Origin of the sequence: Streptomyces sp. 4F14 (assembly GCF_048159485.1) — a bacterium.
Lineage (GTDB): Bacteria > Actinomycetota > Actinomycetes > Streptomycetales > Streptomycetaceae > Streptomyces.
Genome location: NZ_JBLRVY010000032.1, coordinates 80,112 through 102,378 on the forward strand (window position 1 = coordinate 80,112; position 22,267 = coordinate 102,378).

At 73.5% G+C, this 22,267-nt stretch carries 13 protein-coding genes; 9 read left to right on the forward strand and 4 right to left on the reverse strand.

The window, feature by feature from the left end:
• Positions 1 to 13 precede the first annotated feature (13 nt).
• Complete coding sequence (locus ACLZOT_RS39995) at positions 14 to 2,722, forward strand: protein kinase domain-containing protein (RefSeq protein WP_416974096.1); 2,709 nt, start codon at positions 14 to 16, stop codon at positions 2,720 to 2,722.
• Positions 2,723 to 2,780: 58 nt separating this feature from the next.
• Here ACLZOT_RS39995 and ACLZOT_RS40000 read toward each other — a convergent pair whose 3' ends face one another.
• A complete protein-coding gene (locus ACLZOT_RS40000) occupies positions 2,781 to 3,302 on the reverse strand; it encodes a hypothetical protein (protein WP_416974097.1) in 522 nt (173 codons plus the stop codon).
• A gap of 273 nt (positions 3,303 to 3,575) precedes the next feature.
• Here ACLZOT_RS40000 and ACLZOT_RS40005 point away from each other — a divergent pair, with 273 nt between their 5' ends.
• From ACLZOT_RS40005 to ACLZOT_RS40040, 8 genes are all read left to right on the forward strand, one after another.
• Complete coding sequence (locus tag ACLZOT_RS40005) at positions 3,576 to 6,587, forward strand: BTAD domain-containing putative transcriptional regulator (protein ID WP_416974098.1); 3,012 nt, start codon at positions 3,576 to 3,578, stop codon at positions 6,585 to 6,587.
• A gap of 333 nt (positions 6,588 to 6,920) precedes the next feature.
• Positions 6,921 to 9,287, forward strand: coding sequence for an AfsR/SARP family transcriptional regulator (locus ACLZOT_RS40010; protein ID WP_416974099.1), 2,367 nt, complete (start codon positions 6,921 to 6,923; stop codon positions 9,285 to 9,287).
• Positions 9,288 to 9,292: 5 nt separating this feature from the next.
• The gene (locus tag ACLZOT_RS40015; protein WP_416974100.1) at positions 9,293 to 10,201 is read left to right on the forward strand and encodes an aromatic prenyltransferase; all 909 of its coding nucleotides are present in this window, start codon (positions 9,293 to 9,295) and stop codon (positions 10,199 to 10,201) included.
• A gap of 44 nt (positions 10,202 to 10,245) precedes the next feature.
• Positions 10,246 to 11,988 (forward strand): FAD-dependent monooxygenase, encoded by a 1,743-nt coding sequence (locus tag ACLZOT_RS40020; RefSeq protein WP_416974101.1) that lies wholly within the window; start codon positions 10,246 to 10,248, stop codon positions 11,986 to 11,988.
• A gap of 52 nt (positions 11,989 to 12,040) precedes the next feature.
• Positions 12,041 to 13,558, forward strand: a complete 1,518-nt coding sequence (locus ACLZOT_RS40025; protein ID WP_416974102.1) for an FAD-binding oxidoreductase — start codon at positions 12,041 to 12,043, stop codon at positions 13,556 to 13,558.
• 79 nt (positions 13,559 to 13,637) lie between these two features.
• Positions 13,638 to 15,251 carry a prenyltransferase/squalene oxidase repeat-containing protein gene (locus ACLZOT_RS40030; protein ID WP_416974103.1) on the forward strand — a complete coding sequence of 538 codons (1,614 nt, stop codon included), beginning with the start codon at positions 13,638 to 13,640 and terminating at the stop codon, positions 15,249 to 15,251.
• Between the two features lie 45 nt (positions 15,252 to 15,296).
• Positions 15,297 to 17,408, forward strand: a complete 2,112-nt coding sequence (locus tag ACLZOT_RS40035; RefSeq protein WP_416974104.1) for an MMPL family transporter — start codon at positions 15,297 to 15,299, stop codon at positions 17,406 to 17,408.
• 75 nt (positions 17,409 to 17,483) lie between these two features.
• Positions 17,484 to 18,701: an AfsR/SARP family transcriptional regulator gene (locus tag ACLZOT_RS40040; RefSeq protein WP_416974105.1), complete on the forward strand. Its 1,218-nt coding sequence runs from the start codon at positions 17,484 to 17,486 to the stop codon at positions 18,699 to 18,701.
• A gap of 45 nt (positions 18,702 to 18,746) precedes the next feature.
• Here ACLZOT_RS40040 and ACLZOT_RS40045 read toward each other — a convergent pair whose 3' ends face one another.
• Genes ACLZOT_RS40045 through pcaB form a run of 3 tightly spaced genes read right to left on the reverse strand, consistent with a single transcriptional unit; the run spans position 18,747 to position 22,241 of the window.
• Complete coding sequence (locus ACLZOT_RS40045; RefSeq protein WP_416974106.1) at positions 18,747 to 19,751, reverse strand: methyltransferase; 1,005 nt, start codon at positions 19,749 to 19,751, stop codon at positions 18,747 to 18,749.
• Positions 19,748 to 20,830, reverse strand: coding sequence for a type III polyketide synthase (locus tag ACLZOT_RS40050; RefSeq protein WP_416974107.1), 1,083 nt, complete (start codon positions 20,828 to 20,830; stop codon positions 19,748 to 19,750). Before ACLZOT_RS40050 ends, ACLZOT_RS40045 begins: the two co-directional genes overlap by 4 nt.
• A gap of 58 nt (positions 20,831 to 20,888) precedes the next feature.
• The gene (gene pcaB, locus ACLZOT_RS40055) at positions 20,889 to 22,241 is read right to left on the reverse strand and encodes a 3-carboxy-cis,cis-muconate cycloisomerase (RefSeq protein WP_416974108.1); all 1,353 of its coding nucleotides are present in this window, start codon (positions 22,239 to 22,241) and stop codon (positions 20,889 to 20,891) included.
• Positions 22,242 to 22,267: the final 26 nt, after the last annotated feature.

Sequence of the window (22,267 nt, forward strand, 5' to 3'; positions counted from 1 at the left end):
GCGGCGGGGCGAGATGGCGGAGTCGAGGCTGATCCAGGGGCGGTACCGGCTGCTGGAGCTCATCGGGCGTGGCGGCATGGGCGAGGTGTGGCGGGCGATGGACGAGTCGCTCGGCCGGCAGGTCGCCGTGAAGTGTCTGAAACCGCCCGGCCCGCAGTACGACCCGGGGTTCACCAGGGTCCTGAGGGAACGGTTCCGCCGTGAGGCGCGCGTGGCGGCGGGGCTCCAGCACCGGGGCGTGACCGTCGTGCACGACTTCGGGGAGGCCGACGGTGTCCTCTACCTCGTGATGGAGTTCCTGGACGGCCGCAACCTGTGCGAGATCCTGACGGCGACCGGGCATCGCCCGCTGCCCGTCCCGGACGTCGTCGACATCGCCGACCAGATCGCCTCGGCCCTCGCGTACACGCACCGGCAGGGCATCGTCCACCGCGACCTGAAACCGGCGAACGTGGTCCGCCTCGCCGAGGGCACCGTCAAGATCTGCGACTTCGGCATCGCCCGCCTCGGCCACGACATCGCCGTCACCTCCCGGCTCACCGGGACGGGCGTCGCGATGGGCACGCCGCACTACATGTCGCCCGAGCAGATCGGGGGCAGCGAGGTCGATCTCCGCAGCGACCTCTACTCGCTCGGCTGCGTCCTGTACGAACTCGCCACGGGCGCACCGCCGTTCGCCATGGACGACGCGTGGGCCGTCCTCATCGGCCACCGCGACACCCCGCCCCGCCGGCCCAGCGCACACCGCCCCGAACTCCCCGACTACCTCGACCGCATCATCCTCGACCTCCTCGCGAAGGAACCGGCGGGCCGCCCGGGAGACGCGGGCGAGATCGTCCGCCGGATAGCTTTCGGCCGGGCGGCACAGGGGTACGTCCCGACGGTGGTGACGGAGCGACCCAGCTGGGCCGAAGTGGACGCGGGGGAAGCGGGGACGGGTCGAGCGGAACTCGGGGCTGGGGCGGCCGAGTTGCGTCGAGGTGAACTGGGCGGTGAGGCGGCGGAGTCGGGGCGGGTCGGACTCGGATCCGGGCCGGCGGGGTCGGGCTGGGCTGAACTCGGGGTTGGGGAAGTCGAGGTGGGGCGAGGTGGGGTAGTGGAGTCGGGGAGGGTCGGACTCGGATCCGGGCCGGCGGGGTCGGGCTGGGCTGAACTCGGGGTTGGGGAAGCCGAGGTGGGGCGAAGCGAGGCAGTGGAGTCGGGGAGGGTCGGACTCGAAGCCGTGTCATTGGAGTTGGGCTGGACTGAAGTCGGCGCTGGGGCAGTCGAGTTGCGGCGGGGTGAAGTCGATGCCGGGGCGGCCGAGTCGAGCCCGGTGGAACCCGACGCCGGGGTGCCGGAGCCCGGGCGGGCTGAACTCGGCGCCGGTGTCGCGCAGTCGGGCCGGTCCCGGCGTCCCGTAGAGGTCACCCCCTCGCCCCGCCCCGCGTCCCGTACCGAGCCCCCCGACCCCCGCCTCCCCCTCTGGACCCGGGGTATGACCCTCGGCCCCAAAGCCACCGGCCCCCACACCCCGCCGCCCCCGGACTCGGCCCTCGCCGGTGACTGGACCCCCCGGCCCGTCCGGGGGGCCGTCGCGGCGCCTCGCCCCGAACAGCGGCCGGCCGTCGACAAGGTGACGGCCCTGGCCCGCAGGCACAACGCGGCGCTGGGGCTGGGCAGGTCGGGGCGGTGGGCGGAGGCGGGGGAGGTGCACCGGGCGGTCGCGGGGGAGCGGGCGCGGGTGCTCGGCGCGGAGCACCCCGACACGCTCGCGAGCCGGTACGAGGCCGCGTTCGCGCTGAGCCGGACGGGCCGGGCGCAGGAGGCGCTGAGGGAGTACCAGTACGTGGCGGCGGCCCGTGCGAGGGCGCTCGGCGACGACCATCCCGACACGCTCGCCGCGCGCCAGGAAACGGCGTACGCGCTGGGCCAGTTGGGCCGGCACCTGGAGGCGCACCAGACGTACACGACCGTCCTCGCGGCCCGCACGCGCGTGGCCGGCGCCGACCACCCCGACACCCTGCGCTGCCGCCACAACCTCGCCTTCAACCTGAACCGGCTGGGCCGGCTGACGGAGTCGTACCGGATGGCCCGCGAGGTCGCGGCGGCGAGGTCCCGGGTGCTGGGCCCCGAGCACCCCGACACCTTGGTCACCCGGTACGAAGTGGCGTACACGCTGGGCCAGTTGGCGCGCTGGGGCGAGGCGCTCGTGGTGTACGGGGAGGTCGCGGCGGCCAGGGCGCGGGTGCTGGGTCCCGACCACCCGGACACGCTCGCCGCCCGCCACGAGACCGGCATCAGCCTCGGCCGGCTCGGGCGCGGCGCGGAAGCCCTGGCTCTGTACCGGGAGTTGACGGCCGACCGGACCCGGCTCCAGGGCCCCGCGCACCCGGAGACGCTGCGCGCCCGCCACGGCCTCGGCGTCAACCTGGGCCGCCTCGGCCGCTGGGAGGAGGCCCTGACCGAGGCGCGGGACGTTCACGCGATCCGCTCCCGGGTCCTGGGCGACGACCACGAGGACACCCTCGTCAGCCGCCGCGAGGTGGCGATCGCGCTGGGCTGGCTGGGCCGCTGGCCCGACGCCCTCACCCACTACCGGGTGATCGCCGCGACCCGTGAACACCTCCTGGGCCCGGACCACCCCGACACCCGCACGGCCCGCGAGGACGAGGCGAACTGCCTGCGCCGGGTGGCCGGAAGGGCGACGGAACCGGGCGTGCCGCACCGGCGCGGGGCGTAGCGCCAGACGCGCCGAGCCCCCCGGCAAGCTGCTCCGGGGGGCTCGGCGGGCCGGTCGGCTACCAGGTGAAGGCGCTCGACTGGGCGCTCGTGGCGACGCAGTACGAGGAGAACGTGCCGCCCGCGTTGGTGACGGTGAACCTGAGCGACCAGTTGGAGGCGCTCGGAGTGCCGGACAGGACCGTCGAGTTGGTGACGTCGCCCGCGGCGAGGGTGCCCGAGGAGAGCGGGAGGGGCCCGAAGGAGATCGGGTCGCCCGTGCTCGCCGCCGGGTGCACGGCGCCGGAGAACTGCACCTCGCCGCCGGACGCCTTGTTCAGCTTCAGCGTCGTCGTCACGGAGTTCGCCGCGTACGGGAACTGCGCGAGGATGTCCGCCGAGTCGAGCTTCACGGACTTGACGCCGCCGGAGTCGGCCGTGGTGAGGGTGACGGTGCCGCTGCCCGCCGCGTCACAGTCGTACGAGGCGGTCGCGGACGCCGGGGCGACGGCGACCGCCGAGCCGGCCAGCGCCAGGGACGCCGCGAGGGCGGTGGCGGCGGCCGCGGTCAGGGTGAATCGGCGCGTCGACAAGCGGTTCATGTGGGGTGCTCCTTCTTGGCAGGTGCCGTATTCCTGAGAACTGAGCTGTCTGCGCGAGCCGGGCCCGGCGTCACGGAACCGAGTACACCCCATGATTCTTTTCCCGCGGTTGGCGATCACTTGGGGCCGGACCGCTGGTGACGGAGCGTGAGGAGAGCGGAACGGGCCTGTCAAGATGCGGATCCGCCTTGTCAAGATCAAGCCATCTCCACAGAATGGCCATGCTGTGTCTTCGCGGGGGGCGGGACATTCACAGTCCTGGAAGGAGGCGGCATGACGGTCTGTCTGTCGTTTCAGGTGCTGGGCCCGCTCAAGGTGAGGGCGGACGGCCGGCCACTGCTGCTGCGCAGCGCACGGCAGCGCACGGTGCTCGCGGTCCTGCTGCTCACCCCCGGCCGCGCGGTCTCCGTGGACGCGCTCGCCGACGCCGTCTGGCACGGCCGGCCCCCCGTCACCGCCCGCAACCAGATCGCCATCTGCGTCTCCGCGCTGCGCAAGACGTTCCGCGACGAGGCGGGCGTCGACGGCCTCATCGAGACCCAGCTCCCCGGCTACGTCCTGCACCGCGAGGGCCACTACGTCGACGTCGCCGACCTGTACGAGTCGGCCGCCGCCGCCCGCGCCGCCGCCGAGGCCGGGGACACCGACGAGGCCGCCGCCCGCTTCGAGGACGCCCTCGCCCTGTGGTCGGGACCGGTCCTCGACGGCATGGACGACAGCGTGCTCAGCGGCGTCGTCGACCGGATCACCGAGCTGCGCAACAACCTCGTCGAGGAGCACGCCGCCGTCCAACTGCGGCGCGGCGCCTACCGGTCGGTCGTGGAGTCCCTCGGCCCGCTCGTCGCCGAACACCCGCTGCGGGAGGACGCCCGCGCCGTCCTCATGCGCGCCTACCACCTGTCGGGCCGCCGCTCCGAGGCCCTGGAGTGCTACCGGGAGGGCCGCCGCATCCTCGTCGCGGAACTCGGCGTCGAACCCGGCGCGAAACTCCGGGAGTTGCACCGTACGGTCCTGGAGGGCGACGTCCGCACGGACCCGGCACCCCCCGAGAGCGTCCGCTCCCACGAGTACCCCCCGGCCGCCTCCGAACCCGCCCGTTCACACGAGGAACCCGCCCGCCCGCACACCGAGTTCACCGCACTCGCCCGCCATCTCCCCCTGCCCCCCGAACCGTTCGTCGGCCGAGCGGCCGAACTGGACCTCCTGCAACGGCTCGTGCCGGGCCGCGACGACGCCACGGCCGCCCGGGTCGCGGTGGTCTGGGGCGCGGCCGGCACCGGCAAGAGCGCCCTCGCCCTGCACTGGGCCGACCGGGCCGCGCACCACTTCCCCGACGGCCGTATCCACCTGGACCTCCGAAGCCCCCAGGACGCCCTGGAACAGGCGCTGCACGCACTGGGCGTGCCCCACGCCGCGATCCCCGGGCACCCGGCGGACCGGGCCGCCCTCTACCGGGCCACCCTCGACGGCCGCCGCCTCCTCGTCCTGATCGACGACGCCCGCTCCGCCGACCGCGTCCACCCCCTGCTGCCCGGCCCCGGCCCCGCCCGCGCCCTCGTCACCGGCCGCGACCCGCTGCCCGGACTCGACCGGACGGCCACCGTGACCCGCGTCGAACTCGGCCCCCTGCACCCCGCCGAGGGCCTCGACCTCCTCACCGCCACCATCGGCGCCCACCGCGTCACCGCCGAACCGGAGGCCGCCCGGCGCCTCGTCGACCTGTGCGACCAACTGCCCCTGCCCCTGCGCGACATCGCCACCCAGCTCCTCTCCGACCACCACCGCTCCCTGCGCCGCACGGTCGCCCACCTGGAGAGCCGGCGGACCCCCACGCACGCCCCCGGACCCGACGCGAGCTACCGGGCGCTGTCGGCCCAAACCGCCCGCCTCTACCGCCAGTTGAGCGCACTGGACGTGCCCGATGTCCCCGAGTGGATCGGCTGCCCCGTCCTCGGCGTCACCCCCGGCACCTCCGCGGACCTCCTGCGCCGCCTCGCCGACACCGGCCTCCTCCAGGCCCGCCCCGCCCGCGGCGGCACCACCCGCTACCACCTCCCCGACCCGGCACGCGCCCTCGCCCGGGAACGCCGCCTCGCCGAGGACGGCGCACAGGACCACGAACACACCCTGGACCGCGTCCTCGCCGCCGCCCTCACCCTGGTGTACGCGGCACAGGAACAGCTCTACGGCAAGGGCGCCGTCCCCTGCGGCGACCGCCTCCCCGCCGAACCGGCGCTGCGCGAGACGGCCGGCGAACTCGTCGCCGACCCCATCGAATGGTTCGAGAGCGAACGCGAGACCCTCGGCGCCCTCGTCGCCCAGGCCGTCCGCGAAGGGCGGACCGAGCGCGCCTGGCTCCTCGTCGCGGGAGCGGTCCCCTTCTACGAGACCCGCAACTACCTGGAGGACTGGCGGACCGCCGCCGAATGCGCCCTCGACGGCGCCCGCCGCACCGGCGACACCCGAGGCGCGGGCACCATGCTCCGCTCCCTGGGCACCCTCGCCATCTACCAGCGCCGCCACCGCGAGGCCCGCGACCTCCTGCGCACCGCCCTCGACCACCTCGAACACACCGACGACACCCAGGGCCGGGCCATCGTGCGCCGCAACCTCGCCGTGTGCGCGCGCTTCCTCGGCGACCTCGCCGAAGCCGCCCGCTACTGCGAGGAGTCCCTCGTCCTGTTCCGGCGTGCCGAGGACAACTCCGGCCTCTCCCACGCGCTCGGACTCCTCGCCCAGATCGAGATCGAACAGGGCAACCCCGAGCGCGGAGTGAGCCTCAGCAGCCAGGCCATCGAGGTCAGCTACGAGGCCGGGTCGCTGCGCAGCCGCACCCAGAACCTCTACCGGCTCGCCGAAGGGCTCCTCGGCGCGGGCCGCTGCGCCCAGGCCGAACGCATCTGCCACGACGTCGTCGGCCTCGCCCGCGGCCAGGGCGACCGGCTCGGCGAGGCCCACGGCCTGTGCGCCCTCGGCGAGGCGCAGTGGCGGCAGAACGAACCCTGCAAGGCCCGCGCCGGTCTGCTGCGCGCCCTGCGCCTCGCCGAGGAGGTCGGCGACCGGTTCCTCCAGGCCCGCATCGTCGTCCACCTCGCCTGCGCCGAGGCCGTACGCGGCGGCTCCGGCGCGGGCGAGCCCCTGGACTGGGCCCAGAAGGAGTTCCGTACCCTCGACGCGCCGATGTGGGAACGGCGGGCGGGCCGGTTGCGCGAGGTCCTCACCGCACATGACGCGGCCCGTCCTGTCGAGGGATCGGTCCTGGCCGGACTGCTCACCGACCACTGACCGGGATGACCGTCAGGTCCAGGGCAGATCGCCCGTCGTGTCCGCCGCCCTGCCCAGCGCGAGCAGCAGGGGAAGAAGGAGTGCGGCGGCGCCGCTGAGGGCACCCGCGAGTGTTCGGTGCTTGCGCATATCTGAATCTCCCCGTTTGGTAATTCTCTTCGGCACTCGGTGTGGTCTTTTTCTTCGGTGCTTGTGAAGCATCCTATAGACGCGCGCTTTTGCCGCGATTTCGACACCGTATCGCCCCTCGAAATCCACTCGATAACGTGCGGAAAACGCCGGTGCATACAGTGGTGAACGATCAGCAAGTCGTTTCGCGGGGGAGGCTGAACTTTGCTGAACTCCGCCGGCGCGCTCACCTTCCGGCTGCTCGGCCCGGTCACCGTGACCAGGGAAGGAGCTGACGTCCCACTGTCCGGGACGAAGATCCACACCGTTCTCGCCGTCCTGCTCATGGCCCGCGGCACCCACGTCGCCGACAGCCGGCTCACCGCCGCGCTCTGGGGAGACACACCGCCGCCCACCTCGAATTCACAGATCTATACGTACGTGTCACGGCTCAGGAAAACCCTGGGGAACTGTGCGCGGATCTTCCGGAAAGGGCCCGGATACGTGCTCGAAGTCCGGGAGGCCGACGTCGACCTGTTCTCCTTCGAACGGCTCGACCGGCTCGGCCGCGAAGCCCTCGAACAGAACCGGCCCGAGGAAGCCGGCCGGCTCCTCGGCGGCGCGCTCGACCTCTGGAGCGGCCAGGCCCTGGAGAACGTGACCGAACACCTCCTGCGCCACGAACGACCCCGCCTGGAATACCGGCGCACCCAGGCACTGGAACGCCGCATCGAGGCGGACCTCTCCCTCGGCCGGCACCGCGCCCTCGTCCCCGAACTGCTCGCCCTCGTCGCCCGCTTCCCCCTGGACGAGACCCTGCGCGCCCACCTCGTCACCGCCCTGCACCGCTCCGACCGCCAGGCCGAGGCCGTCCAGGTGTACGACGAGGGCCGCCGGGTCCTCGCGGACCAACTCGGCGTCGTCCCCGGCCGCAGGCTCAGCGAGGCATACCTGCACATGCTGCGCGGCGACATCACGCACCCCCTGCCCGTACGCCTGCCCCCTCGGCCCGCCACCTTCACCGGCCGCACCGCGGAGGCCGGCCGCCTCAGGTCCCTCCTCCTCAGCCGCCCCCGCCTGCGAGCGGCCCTGATCACGGGGGCCCCGGGCAGCGGCAAGACGGCCCTCGCGGTCGAGGTGGCCCACGGCTGCGTGGAGGCGTTCCCGGACGGGGTCGTCCTGCTGGGGCTGCGGGATGAGGACGGGGCGGGGCGGACAACTGCCGCTGTCCTGCGGGAGATCCTGGCTGCGCTGGGGGAGGGGAAGGGGACGGGGGCGGGGGAAGGGGAGAGGGCCGGGCCGGGTGGGCCGGCGCAGGCTGGTGGATCCGGGCTGGGCGGACCACTGCACGCAGGTGGGCCAGGGCTGGGGCTGGGCGGACCGGTGCAGGGTAGTGGGTCTGGGCCGGATGGACCGGTGCATGCGGGCGGACTCGGGCTGGGCGGGCTGGTGGACGCCGGTGGGCTTGGGCTGGGTGGGCCGGTGGCTGCTGGTGGGCCTGGGGTGGGTGGGCTGGTGTGCGGTGGTGGGTTTGGGTCGGGTGGGCCGGTGCAGGCGGGTGGGCTTGGGCTGGGTGGGCTGGTGTGCGGTGGTGGGTCCGGGGCGGGTGGGCCGGTGCAGGCGGGTGGGTTCGGGCTGGGTGGGTCGGCGGCTGCTGGTGGGCCTGGGGTGGGTGGGCTGGTGTGCGGTGGTGGGTCCGGGGCGGGTGAGCCGGCGGATGCCGGTGGGCTCGGGTCCGGGTGGTCGGCGTATGCCGGTGGGGCTGGGGTGGGCCGAGTGGTGTGCCCCGGCCGGCCCGAGCTGCGCGACCTGGTTCGCCGTTACCGTGCGCGTCTCGCCCGGGCCCGGATCCTCCTCGTACTCGACGACGTCGTGAGCGACTCCCAGCTTGCCGCGCTGCTGCCGGTCGGGCTGGACAGTGCGCTGCTGGTCACGAGCCGGGGCCGACTGGTGGCCGTACCTGCGGCGCACACGCTGACGCTCGGCCCGCTGGACGACGAGGACGCCGTCCGGCTGCTCGCCGACATCGCCGGAGCCGATCGCGTTCGCGCGGAACCCGGTGCCGTCCGTGAACTCGTCCGGCACTGCGCCGGGTTGCCGTCGGCGCTGAGCGCGGCGGGCGCCCGGTTGGCGGAGCGGCCGCGGCTCGGGGTGGCCCGGCTCGCCGCGCGGTTCACCGAGCCGCGTACCCGGCTGGCCGCGCTGAAGCGGGACGGCCGGGCGACGCCGGCTCGGCTCGGCCCCATCGCCCGCGCCCTGGTGCTGAAGCTCGCGGCGGACGGCCCCGGCCTGCTGCCCGCCCTGCTCGCGGCAGCGCCGCCCGGCGCCACCGAGTCCGACGCGCGGCACGCCCTGACGGAACTCGTCGACGCGGGCCTGGTCATCACACAAACCGGCACGCGACCCGGCACACAGGCTGACGCACACCCCGGCACGCGGCCCGACACACAACCCCGCCCGCCGCTCGACGCACGTCCCGCCCCACAGCCCGGCGAGCCCCACCCCCGCCTCCACCCCCTGCTTCTCCTGTCCGCCGACACCCCCCTGCCCCGACGGCAGCCCCGCCCACGACAGACAACCCAAGGAAGGTGACCGCCATGAACGAAGCGGTGCACGCCCTCCACTCGGCCATCGAGGAAGCGGCCGGGCTCCTGGAGGTGAAGTACCAGCGCGAGGACGTGCTGGGCATCCTCAACCTGTACGGAGGTGATCTCGCCGAGGCCGTGGTCGCGTTCCGGGTCTCGACCGGCGAGGGCCGTGCCGACGAACTCGACTGCCGGTTCACGATCCCCGACGGCCTCGACCCGTACCAACTAGCTGTAGACAACGGCCTGTTGGAGAAGGACGACCACCCGGTCTCCCGGCTCCTCACCGACCTCGCCGAACGGTGCCCCGTGGACGGCTACGGCATCGACTTCGGCGTCGTGGGCGGCTTCAAGAAGATCTGGGCCGTCCTGCCCCGCACGCGGCTCCAGGACGTGAAGACGCTCGCCGCGCTGCCCTCGATGCCCCGCAGTCTCGACGCGAGCCTCGGCTTCATCGACCGGCACGGCCTCGGCGACACCGTCGGCCTGCTCGGCGTCGACTACCGCCACCGCACCGTCAACATCTACTTCGGCGAACCGCCCGCCGGGGGCATCGCCCCCGACTCCGTACGGGCCATGCTCCGCGAGGTCGACCAGGCCGAACCCAGCGACGAGATGCTCCGCCTCGGCCGCCAGGCGTTCGGCGTGTACGTGACCCTCGACTGGGACTCCCCGGCGATCACCCGCGTCTGCTTCGCCGTCGCGACGACCGACCCGGAGTCCCTGCCGGTCGAACTCGACGACAGGATCAGGCGGTTCGTGGCCCATGTGCGGGCCGCCGACCCGGAGACCCGGTTCGTGTACGCCGTCGCCTCCCAGCCGGACGGCGAGTACTACAAGCTCCAGTCCTACTACCGGTGGGGCGCCGGCGTGCCGGACATCATGCAGCTCCCCGAAGGCGCCCTCGCGGACCCGGTCTGACCTCCCCCTTTTTTTCTCACCAATTCCCTTGAGAAGGACGAACCATGAACACCGTAGACGTACCTGTCCTGATCGTCGGAGGCGGCGGCTCCGGCCTCGCCGCCTCCGTCTTCCTCTCCGCCCACGGCATCGACCACCTCCTGGTGGAGCGCCGCGCGGACACCTCGCGCCTGCCGAAGGCGCACTACCTCAACCAGCGCACGATGGAGATCTTCCGCCAGTACGGCCTGGCGGACGACGTGACCGAACTCGCCGCGGGCCCCGAGCAGTTCGGCAAGGTCCGCTGGCAGACCACGCTCACCGGACAAGGCCCGCTGGACGGCCGCGTCATCCACGAGATGGACGCCTTCGGCGGCGGCGCCCTGCGCGCGTCGTACGAGGAGGCGGGCCCCGTCCTGCCCGCGAAGCTCCCGCAGCTCCGGCTGGAGCCGATCCTGCGCCGCCACGCCGAGCAACAGGGCCCGGGGCGGGTCAAGTTCGGGCACGAACTGGTCGCACTGACCGAGAACGCCGACAACGTCACCGCCGAGATCCGCGACACGGAGACCGGCGAGACCACGACGGTCGTGGCGCAGTACGTGATCGCGGCCGACGCGGGCCGCACCGTCGGACCCGCCCTCGGCATCCGCATGGAGGGCCTGCCCGCCCTGTTCGACGCGACCACCGCGTACTTCTCCGCCGACCTGTCCGAGTGGTGGACCGAGGGCTCGGTCATCACCTGGTTCCTCAACCCCTACCGCCCCGACCTGTCCAGCGCGCTCATCGAGATGGGCCCGACCTGGGGCAAGCGGTGCGAGGAGTGGGGCCTGCACCTGCCGCTCATCGGCATCGACCGCACCGACGAGGCGGCCGTCGTCGCCCGGATCCGCGAGGTGCTGGGCCTGCCCGAACTGGAGCTGACCCTGCACGACGTGACGAGCTGGAGCGTGGAGGCGGTCATCGCCGACCGCTACCGGCAGGGCAGGGCCTTCGTCGTCGGCGACGCCGCCCACCGCCAGCCCCCGGCCGTGGGGCTCGGTCTCAACAGCGGCATCCAGGACGCGCACAACCTCGCCTGGAAGCTCGCCGCCGTGCTGACGGGCCGCGCGGGAGACGGCCTGCTCGACACGTACGAGGCCGAGCGCCGCCCGGTCGGCCAGTTCAACCTGGGCTGGGCGATGTCCGCCGCCGGACACCACCAGGTCGTCATCGACGCCGCCGTGGGCCTCGGCCCGCACGTGCCGCCGGAGCGCCGTACCCCGGTGTTCTTCTCCTACTTCTCACCGACCCCGGTCGGCGCCGCGCAGCGTGCCCGCGCGGCGGAGATCTTCGCGACCCACCGGGCCGAGTGCCAGGCCCTGGACGTCGAGACCGGCTTCGCCTACGAGCGCGGCGCGGTCGTCCCCGAAGGCAGCGCCCCGCCCGCCCGTTCGCCGCTCGGCGACGTGTACCGGCCCACGACCCGCCCCGGACACCTCCTGCCGCACACCTGGACCGAGCGGGACGGCGAGCGCCTGTCCACCCACGACCTGGTCGGCACCGGCTTCACCCTGCTCACCGGCCCCGCCGGCACCGCGTGGGCCGAGGCCGCAGAGCAGGTCGCCCAGAAGCTCTCGGTGCCGCTGACCGTGGCCGTCCTCGGCGAGGACGCCTGGCGGTCCCTGCCCGGCACCGACCCGGCGGGCGCGGGCGCGGTCTTGGTACGCCCCGACCAGCACGTGGCCTGGCGGGCGGCCGGCGCCGAGGCCGACCCGGCCGGTGCCCTGGCCGAGGCGTTCGCTCTCGTCCTCGGCCACCGCGCCCCGTGACCCGCCGCCCGACCGCCCGCACGCACTGCCTCACGAACACGGAAGAAACACCATGATCGACAGAAGGTCCTTCCTCGCCGTCGGCGGCGCCGCCGCCGTCACGACCGCGCTGACCGGCGCCGCGCGCCCCAGGTCCGCGACCGTGAGCAGCCGTTGGAGCACGCTCGCCGACCGCCTCCAGGGGCGCCTGGTGCTCCCCGCCGACGCCGACTACCAGCGGGCCAAACAGCTCTACCAGGTCCAGTTCGACAGCGCGGCCCCCCAGGCCGTCGCCTACTGCGCCTCCGCCGCCGACGTCTCCGCCTGCGTCCGCTTCGCCGCAGCCCACGGCATCCCCGTCGCCGCCCGCAGCGGCGGCCACAGCGCGGCCGGCTACTCCACCACGCAGGGCCTGATCATCGACGTGTCGCAGCTCAACTCCATCACCCGGGGCGAGAGTTCGGTCCGGATGGGGCCCGGCGCGCAGCTCGTCGACATCGCCGACACCCTCGCCCCGGCCGGCCTCGGCATCTCCGGCGGCTACTGCCCGACCGTCGCCGCCGGGGGCTTCCTCCAGGGCGGCGGCATGGGCCTGTTCACCCGCAGCATCGGCATCGCCTCCGACAAGGTGACCGCCGCGCAGGTCGTCCTCGCCGACGGGCGGACCGTCACCGCGTCCCCGCACTGCAACAGCGACCTGTACTGGGCGCTGCGCGGCGGTGGCGGCGGCAACTTCGGGATCGTCACCTCGTACGACATCACCCCCTCGCCGCTGACGAACGTCGCCGCCATCAACCTCGTGTGGACCTTCGACCAGGCCCTCGACATGCTGGACGGCTGGACGCAGTGGCTGCCCGACGCGCCCTGGACGATCGGCAGCGGCGTCAACGTCACCCTCACCGACGCGGGTCCGAACGGTGTGCCGACCGCGTCCGTGTTCCTCGGCTCCGTCGACACCGGCGCCGGGTTCGACGCCGAGATCGCCCGCCTGATCTCCCTGGTCGGCCGGCCGCCGGTCTACCAGCAGAAGTTCACCGCCCCCTACCGGGCGATCCTCATGCAGCTCTACCAGTGCTCCGAACTGTCCGTGCAGCAGTGCCACCGCGCCGACACCTCCCCCGACGGCAAGATCCAGCGCCCCGCGTTCGGGGCCTGGCGCAGCCGCCTCTTCAAGGAGCGGGGCATGCCGCGCGACGGCTGGGCCAAGGCGCTGGAGACGTTCAACGGGAACCGCTTCGCGGGCGGGCAGATGCGCCAGCTCCAGATCTCCGCCCTCGGCGGCCGGGCCAACACCGTGGCCCGCGACGCCACCGCCTACGTCCACCGCGACAGCCTCTTCTCCGTCAGCTACCTCACCTCCAACGCCGCCTCCGTGAGCGAGGAGGCCAAGGCCGCCGCCTGGGAGTACGTCGACGCCGGGTTCGCCGCGATCGACCCCTACTCGCAGGGCGAGACGTACCAGAACTTCATCGACCCCCGGCTGCCCGACTGGCGGCGCTCCTACTACGCCGAGAACTACGCGCGACTGGCCCGGATCAAGCGGAAGTACGACCCGTACGGGTTCTTCCGGTTCGCCCAGAGCGTCGGCTGATCCGCACCGCCCGGCCCCCCTGCGGGGCCGGGCCCGTCCTCCGCCATCCAGTCCAGGCCGTACCAGACAGGAGCACGACATGAAGATCGCCGACCTCGCGCGCCCGGCCCCGCTGTGCCTGCCCCAGGGGGTCACCCCGGCCGAACTGCGCCGCGCCACCGCCCGCCTGGCCGCCCACATCAGCGCCAGGACCGACGACGACGGCGCGATACGCGAGCAGTGCGAGAGCCGGGTCCTGGAATCCGCCCTCGCCCTCGCCCTGATGACCCGCACCGGCACCGCCTCCCCGGCCCGCGAACGCCTCCTCGGCTACCTGCGCGGCCACCTCGACTCCCCGGACCCCCTCGACCGGGTCCTCGCCACGCACGCCGTCGAAGGCGCCGCCGGGCGCACGGCGGGCGGCAACAGCGTCCTCGCCGGGACCCTCGCCGCAGGCGTCCTCGGCGCCGCGCCCGGCTTCATCTCCAGCCGCCGTCGCCTCATGGTGTACGCCGTGCTGTCGGTCCTCGGCTGCCCGCTGCCCGCCGACGCGGAACTCCCCGGCGGCGGACACGTCCCCACCGACCCGCTGCACTCCTGGGCCGCCGTCCAGCAGGCCGCGATCACCCTGATCCTGGCCACCGCCCTCGGCGTCGACAACGCGGCCACCGAAGCCGCCCTCGACACCCTGCTGGCCACCGACCCCGGCACCACCGTCTGGGAGGGCTACGCCCTCATGCACCTCCTGGTGCTGCACGCCCTCGCCGGCACCGGCCGCCACGACGACACCGTCCGCGGCGGCGTCACCACCCTCCTGCGCCACCAACGCCCCGACGGCGGCTTCCCGTTCGTCCTGGAGATGCACAACTGGTGCACCTCCACCGGCGGCCTCGCCCTGCACGCGGCCGGCGCCGACCTCGCCCTCCTGCGCCGCATGGCGTCCACGCTCGCCGCCGAACGAGGCGGCGCCCCCCTGCCCTCCCTCTCCCGGGGCACCCCCCTCACCGGCGGCTGGTCCATGTCCCCGGCCGTCGCCCAGAACGACGTCGACGACACCTCCTGCGCCCTGGAGTTCCTGCACGCCGTCGACCCCGTCGCGCACGCCGGGACCGTCCGCGCCGGCGTCGCCGCCCTCCTCGCGGTCCAGGGCGCCGACGGCGGCTTCCCCACGTACGTCGCGGGCGCCTCGTCCGAACCCTGCATGACGGCCGCCGCCGTCGGAGCCCTCGGCCAGCACCCCGCCACCGCGCCCCAGCGCGCGAAAGCGCTCGCGTTCCTCGCCGAACACCAGGACGCGGACGGCGGATTCGAACCGGGCTGGAGCCGCTCGCGCCTGCACAGCCTCTTCCGGGTCCGGCTCGCCGCCTGCACCGCCCACCCCGACGACCTGCGCTCCGGCGCCATGGCCGCCCGCATCGAACGCACCGTCCTCGACACCCAGAACGACGACGGCGGCTGGGGCATGCGCCCCGGCGAACCCAGCGACGACATCAGCACCGCCTACGGCATCGTCACCCTCTGCCACGCCGACGAACCGCGCGCCTTCGGCGCCGCCCTCACCTGGCTGCTGGCACGGCAGAACGCCGACGGCGGCTACGACGGCCCGCCCGACATGGTCGGACCCCGTCCGTTCGCCTACCACTTCCCGCTGCTCACTGATATCCCGGTGCTGCTGGCCCTCGGACACGTCCGGGCCCGCCTCCTGGACACGTGAGACCCGAAGGAACACCCGTCCCCCACGAACACTGGAGACACACGCATGCTGCGAAAACTGGCCGCCCTGCCGAGCGGAAGGGTGGGCAAGTGGGTCGTCATCGCGATCTGGGCCGTGATCCTCGTCCCGGCGCTCATGCTCGCCGGGAAGCTCGGTGACGCGGAGGAGAACGACAACTCGGCCTGGCTGCCCGGCAACGCGGAGTCCACGGCCGTCGTCGAGCGCGCCCAGAAGCTGATGCCCGCCGACACCGTTCCCGCGATCGTCGTCTACGACCGGGCCGCCGGAACCACCCCCGCCGACCTCGCGAAGGCCCGCGCGGACGCCACCGCGTTCAAGTCCATCACCAACGTCGTCGGCGAACCCCAGGGCCCGGTCGTCTCCGAGGACGGCAAGGCCCTCCAGACCGTCGTCCAGGTCCGCAAGGACAAGACCGGCTGGGAAGGGCTCGGCAAGGTCGTCGACGCGATGACCGAGGTCGGCAAGAAGGACGCGCAAGGGCTCGGCTTCCACGTCGCCGGGCCCGCCGGGTACGGCGCCGACTCCATCAAGGCGTTCGGCGGAGGCGGCGCGCTCACCACCATCACCGCCCTGGTCGTCGTGGCGATCCTGCTGCTCACCTACCGCAGCCCGCTGCTGCCCCTGCTGCCGCTGCTCACCGTCGGCGTGGCCCTGATGGCGGCGGAGGCGTTCATCTACCTCCTCGCCGACAACGCCGGACTGGTCGTCAACAAACAGACCAGCTTCATCCTCGTCGTCCTGCTCTTCGGGGCCGCCACGGACTACGCGCTGCTGCTGATCTCCCGCTACCGCGAGGAACTCGCCCGCCACGAGGACCGGCACGAGGCGATGGCCGAGGCCCTCTACCGCTCCGGGCCCGCGATCGTCGCCAGCGCCGCGACCGTCGCCGTCAGCCTCATGCTCCTGACCCTCGCCGTCCTCAACTCCACCAAGGGCATGGGCCCGGCCTGTGCGATCGGCATCCTCGTCGGCCTGCTCGCCATGACGACCCTGATGCCGGCCCTCCTGGTCGCCTGCGGCCGGTGGATCTTCTGGCCGAAGAAGCCCGTGTACGGCGCCGAGGCGCAGGCCAAGGAGAGCGTCTGGGACCGGGTCGGGAACGCCATCTCCGGCCGGCCCCGCCTGGTGTGGGCCGGGACGGTCGTCGTACTCGGCGCGATGGCGCTCGGCGCGCTCGGGCTGAACGCCTCCGGGCTGTCCAACAAGGACCAGTTCACGAACAAGCCGCAGATGGCCGTCGGCGAGGAGATCCGCGCCGAGCACTTCCCGGCGGGCTCGGGCGACCCCGTCTACGTCGTCGCCAAGGCGGACGCCGCCGCACAGGTCCGGACGGCACTGGCCGCCGTACCCGGCATCACCGGCGTCGGCGACCCCGTCGTCAAGGACGGTGAAGCGGTCCTGCTCGCCCAGCTCAAGGACGAGCCCAGCAGCGAGGGGGCGATGAGCACCGTCGACCGGGCCCGCACCGCCGTCCACAAGATCGAGGGGGCGGACGCGCAGGTCGGCGGGTCCACCGCGATCATGGTCGACACGGAGAACGCGGCGGCCCGCGACTCGAAGGTGATCATCCCGATCGTCCTCCTTGTTGTCCTGCTGATCCTCGGCCTGCTGCTGCGCTCGGTGGTCGCGCCGCTGCTGCTGATGGCGACCGTCCTGCTGTCGTTCGGCGCCGCCCTCGGCGTGAGCAGCCTCGTCTTCGAGCACGTCTTCGGCCTCGCCGGGGCCGACGCCTCGTTCCCGCTGCTCGCGTTCGTGTTCCTCGTCGCCCTCGGCATCGACTACAACATCTTCCTGGTCACCCGCGTCCGCGAGGACGCCGCCCTGCACGGCACCCGCAGGGCCGCGCTCACCGGCCTCTCCTCCACCGGCGGCGTCATCACCTCGGCGGGCGTCGTCCTCGCGGGCACCTTCGCCGCGATGGCCTCCCTGCCGCTGGTCTTCGCCGTCGAACTCGGGTTCGCCGTCGCCTTCGGCGTCCTCCTCGACACACTCGTGGTGCGCTCGGTGCTCGTCACCGCGCTCACCCTCGACGTGGGCCGCTGGATGTGGTGGCCCAGCAAGCTGTTCCACCGCCACGACGACGCCGGCACCTCGGCGGGCGAGAGCGGGCAGATACCCGCCTACAGCGGCAGGTGAACCGTCTCTGCCACGGCGACCCCGTGGCAGAGACGACCGCACGCACGGATTCACAGCAACGGGGGCAAGAGATCTATGCACACGGAGACGAGGGACAGGGACGCCCGCCGCGACACCACGACGGAAGGCACCGGTGCGCGGCGCATCGCCGAACTCGAACACGAGGTCCGCGAACTCAGGCGAGCCAACGAGACACTCAAGCAGTACGTCAGCAAGGCACTCGACCTCGACACCGGCGCTCGGCGTCCGGAGCGGGCGGGGGTGAGGCGCGGGGGTTGGGACGGCGCCCCGGAGCGGGCGGACGCGCGGCACCCGGGTCTGGACCCGGACCCGGGCCAGGACCGGTCGGACGATCGGCCCTCGGGCTCGTGCGGGGACCAGCCGGGGCAGCCCCCGGGCCGGTACGGGGATCGGGCGGGCGTCCAGCCCCCGGACCCGGACCCGGAGCGGTACCGGGACCGGCCGGGCATGAGGTTTGCAGGACCCGGCCAGGAACGGCCGCCCCGCGCGCCCGTCACCGGCGTCGAGTTCCGCGTCCTCGGCCCCGTCGAGGCCGCTGTCGACGGCCGCCGGGTCGACCTCGGGGCGCCCAAACAGCGTGCCGCACTCGTCCTGCTGGTCAGCCAGGTCGGCCAGCCCGTCTCCGTCGACACACTCGTCGACGCCCTGTGGGAGGGCCGGCCCCCGCAGTCCGCGATCACCTCCCTGCACGCCTACATCGCCAACCTGCGGCGCGCGCTGGAACCCCACCGCGCCCCGCGCACCCCGGCCACCGTGCTGTGCACGCGCGGACGCGGCTACCTCCTCGACAGCCGGGCCGTCGAGGTCGACGCGCACCGCTTCTGGGAGCACGCCACCGCCGGGTGGCAGGCCCTGGACCGGGGCGACCCGCAGCGGGCCCTGTACGCCTTCGAGGCGGGCCTCGCCCTGTGGCGCGGGGAGGCGTACGCCGAGGTCGCGGGCGCCCCGCACGTCGCGCCCGAGGCCGTGCGCCTGGAGGAGCTGCGGCTGTCGGTGACCGAGGGACGCTGCGCCACCCTCATCGCCGTCGGCAGCCACGAGATGGCGGTCCCCGAACTGGTCGCCTTCACCCAGGCCCACCCGCTGCGCGAGTACGGCTGCGAACTCCTCACCCTCGCCCTGTACCGGTCGGGCCGGCAGGCGGACGCGCTGTCGGTGCTGCGGGCCCACCAGAAGAAGATGGTCGAGGGCCTCGGCATCTCGCCCAGCCCCGCCCTGCAACACCTGGAGCTGGAGATCCTGCGCCAGGCACCGGAGCTGGAACGCTCCTGAGAACCCGGCGCGGTGGCCCGTCCCAGGGGGCCACCGCGCCGCCCCTCACCGGGCCAGGACGAGGGTCGTCGGGGACGGTGTCTCCACGAACCGCACCTCCTCGAACCCGGCCGCCGTCAGCCACGCGTGATAGTCGCCGCGCCGCCACGTGGACCCGTGCCGGCTCTTCAGGAGCATTTCCCCGGCGAACGTCAGCGCGAACGGCGGCCCGCTGCGGTCGTCGTCGGTGACGTAGTCGGAGACGACGAGCGTGCCGCCCGGCCTCAGAGCCCGCCGGATCCGCGCGAACACCGCCCGGTTGTCCTCCGGCCCTTCCTGGTGGGCGATGTTGGAGTACATGACGACGTCGTGCTCGCCCTCGCCGAAGTCGACGGTGTGGAAGTCGCCGTCCACGTGCTCGACCCGCTCGCCCACCCCCTGCTCGGCCAGCAGCCGCCGGGCGATCGCGTTGATCGGCGCCCAGTCGATCTGCGTGGCACGGGCGTCCGGGTTGAGCCCGAGCCAGACCGCCGAACACACCCCGGAGCCGCCGCCGACGTCGAGGACGGAGATCTTCCCGGCGTCGGCCAGCCCGAGTTCCCGCGCGGCGATGTGCGCGACGGGCACGGACTGCGCGGCGATGGCCTGTACGAGGTTCTCCCAGTGCGGGTTGTCGGCGACCTCCACGACCGCGTCCGACACCGGACCGCCCGCCTTGACGACGTCCGGCAGCGCGGCCAGCGACCCCATGTGCCCCATCTTCAGCCGCGCGAACGCCGCCAGCGACGCGGGCCTGCCGGAGACCAGGAACGCCGACGCCTCAAGGGAGTTGCGGTAGCGGCCCCCGGCCACCTCGACCAGTTCCAGCGCGACCAGCCCGTCCAGCAGCGCCCGCGCCCCGCGCACCGCGATCCCGGCCCGCCCGGCCAGCTCCTCGGGGGTGCCGGCGCCGTCCTCCAGGTGCGTGAACACGTCGTACGTCGCCGCCGTGCCCAGCACACCGGTCGCCCAGTAGCCGTTGATCAGCCGCATCACGCGGTCCGAAGTGGGCGTGGTGTCGTGGTCGTTCATGCGGTCCTCCCCGCGTGGTGGTGGTCGTCGACCCAGGTGCCGAGGGCCATCTCGGCGGTGATGCCCGGCCCGAACCCGGCGATCAGGCCGGTCGCCCCGGTGGGCAGCGGGCCTTCCTCGAACCGGCGGCGCAGGGCGTCGAGGACCACCGCGCTGGCGATGTTCCCGTACTCGGTGAGCGTCCCCCAGCTGTGCCGGAAGACCGCGCCGTCGACCCCGAGGTACTTCGCGAGGTCGTCCAGGATGCGGGGGCCGCCCGCGTGGATGATGTAGAAGTCCAGGTCCCCGGCGTCCCAGCCGTGCCCGGTCGCGAGGTCCTTGAGGACCGGCGCGAGCGGCTCCATGGTGCCCGGCACCCGGCGGTCGAGCTGGAAGTGGAACCCGGTGTCCCGCACGGCGTACGAGATCCAGTCCTCGGTGTTCGGGATCAAGTACGAGGCGTTGCGCGCCAGTTGGACACCGGTGACGCCCGGCCCGCCCCGGCCGCGTACGACGGCCGCCGCGACCGCGTCGCCGAAGAGGCCGTCCGACAGCAGCGAGCCGATGTCGTCGGCGTCCGGCTGGTAGCACAGGGAGCACAGCTCGCAGGACACGATCAGCACGTTGCTGTCCGGGTGCGCCGCGCAGAAGTCGTGGGCCCGGTTGATCGCCGCGCCGCCCGCCGCGCAGCCCAGTTGGGCGATGGGCAACTGCCGGGTGTCGTAGCGCAGGCCCATCGTGTTGATCAGCCAGGCCGTCATCGAGGGCATCATGAAGCCGGTGCACGACACGTAGATGATCGCGTCGATGTCCTCGGCCCGCAGCAGCGCGTTCGCGAGCGCCTCCTCGATGGCGTCCGGGCAGCGCTTCTTCGACTCCGTCTCGTAGATACGGTTGCGTTCCTCGAAACCCGGGTGGGACAAGGTCTTCTCGATGGGCTGCACCAGGTGTCGTTTCTTCACCCCCGTGTTCTCTATCAGCCGCAGCGCGAGCGGCAATTGCGGTTTTCCCGCATGTGCTTCGCGGGCGAAATCCAGCGTCTGTTCCATCGTGATGACGTATTCCGGTACGCGCACCGCGGGCTTGCAGAGAATGGGCATGTCCGGCATTCGCCTCTCAGAAGTACGGGAATTCTCGGAAAGTGATCGTTCGGAGGGGTCAATGCCGGCGGACCTCGTCGTCGACCAGCAGGGCGGCGGCGCCCGTGTAGCCCCCGGGGTCCAGGAGGTCGGAGAGCCGGGCGGCCGTCAGACGCGCGGTGACCTCGGGCAGTTCGCCCAGGACGTCACCGAGGCCGCGTCCGTCGCGGTCGGCCCGCGCCGAGGCGTCGGTCAGCAGCGCGCGGGCGCGCGCCTTGCCGAGGAAGGGGGCCAGCGCGGCAGAGATCCGCTCCGAGACGATCCGGCCGCCGGTCAGCTCCAGGTTCGCGCGCATCCGCTCGGGCCGGACCACCAGCCCCTCGGCCAGCTCCACCGCCGTGTGCGCGGCGCCCCCGGCCAGCCGCAGGCACTCCCGCAGCAACTGCCACTCGGCGTGCCACACCCCGCCCGACCGCTCGTCCTCGCAGACCAGACACTGCGTCACACCGGCCGCGAGCACCGGCACCTGGAGCGCCGCGCTGCGCAACAGGGTCGCCAGCACGGGGTTCTGCTTGTGCGGCATCGCCGACGACGCGCCCCGCCCGGCGGGGGACGGCTCGGCGACCTCACCGACCTCGGTCCGGGCGAGCGACTGCACGTCCACGGCGATCTTCCCCAGCGCGCCGGCGGTCAGCGCCAGCACGGCCGCGAGATCCGCGACCGGCGTACGCAGCGCGTGCCACGGCAACGGCGGCCGGACGAGCCCCGTCTCGACGGCGTACGCATCGAGCAGCGGTTCGACCGGGCCGGACTCCAGGTACCCCGCGAGCGTCCCGGCCGCCCCGCCCAGCGAGAACGGCAGCCCGCCGTCCAGCAGAGCCGCCACCCGGTCCCGGGCGTCCAGCACGAGCCGCCGCCAGCCGGCCGCCTTCAGCCCGAACGTCGTCGGCACGGCGTGCAGGGCGAGGGTCCGCCCGGCCATCACCGTGTCCCGGTGCCGCACGGCGAGCACGCCCAGCGCGGCGGCGGTGCGTTCCAGGTCGGCGCGGATCAGCCGGAGCACCCGGTCGGCGACCAGCATCGCGCCGGTGTCGAAGACGTCCTGGCTGGTCGAGCCGTGGTGGACGTACCCGGCGGCCTCGGGCGAGGTCTCGGCGACGACCCGGCTGAGGGCACTGACCAGCCCGACCACGGGGTTCGCGGTCTCCCGCGCGACCAGGGCGAGCGCCCGGACATCGAACCGCTCGACGCGAGCCGCTTCGCCGATGGCCTTCGCGGCGTCGGCGGGAACCACTCCGACGGCGGCCTGGGCGCGGGCGAGAGCGGCTTCGGCGTCCAGCATGGCCTGGAGCCAGGCTGTGTCGGAGGTGGCCGCCTCGGCGGGGGTGCCGGCGCGGACGGGGGAGAGGAGGCCGAGGTCGTGGTCGGTCATGCGGACGCTCGCAGGGTCGGGGCCGG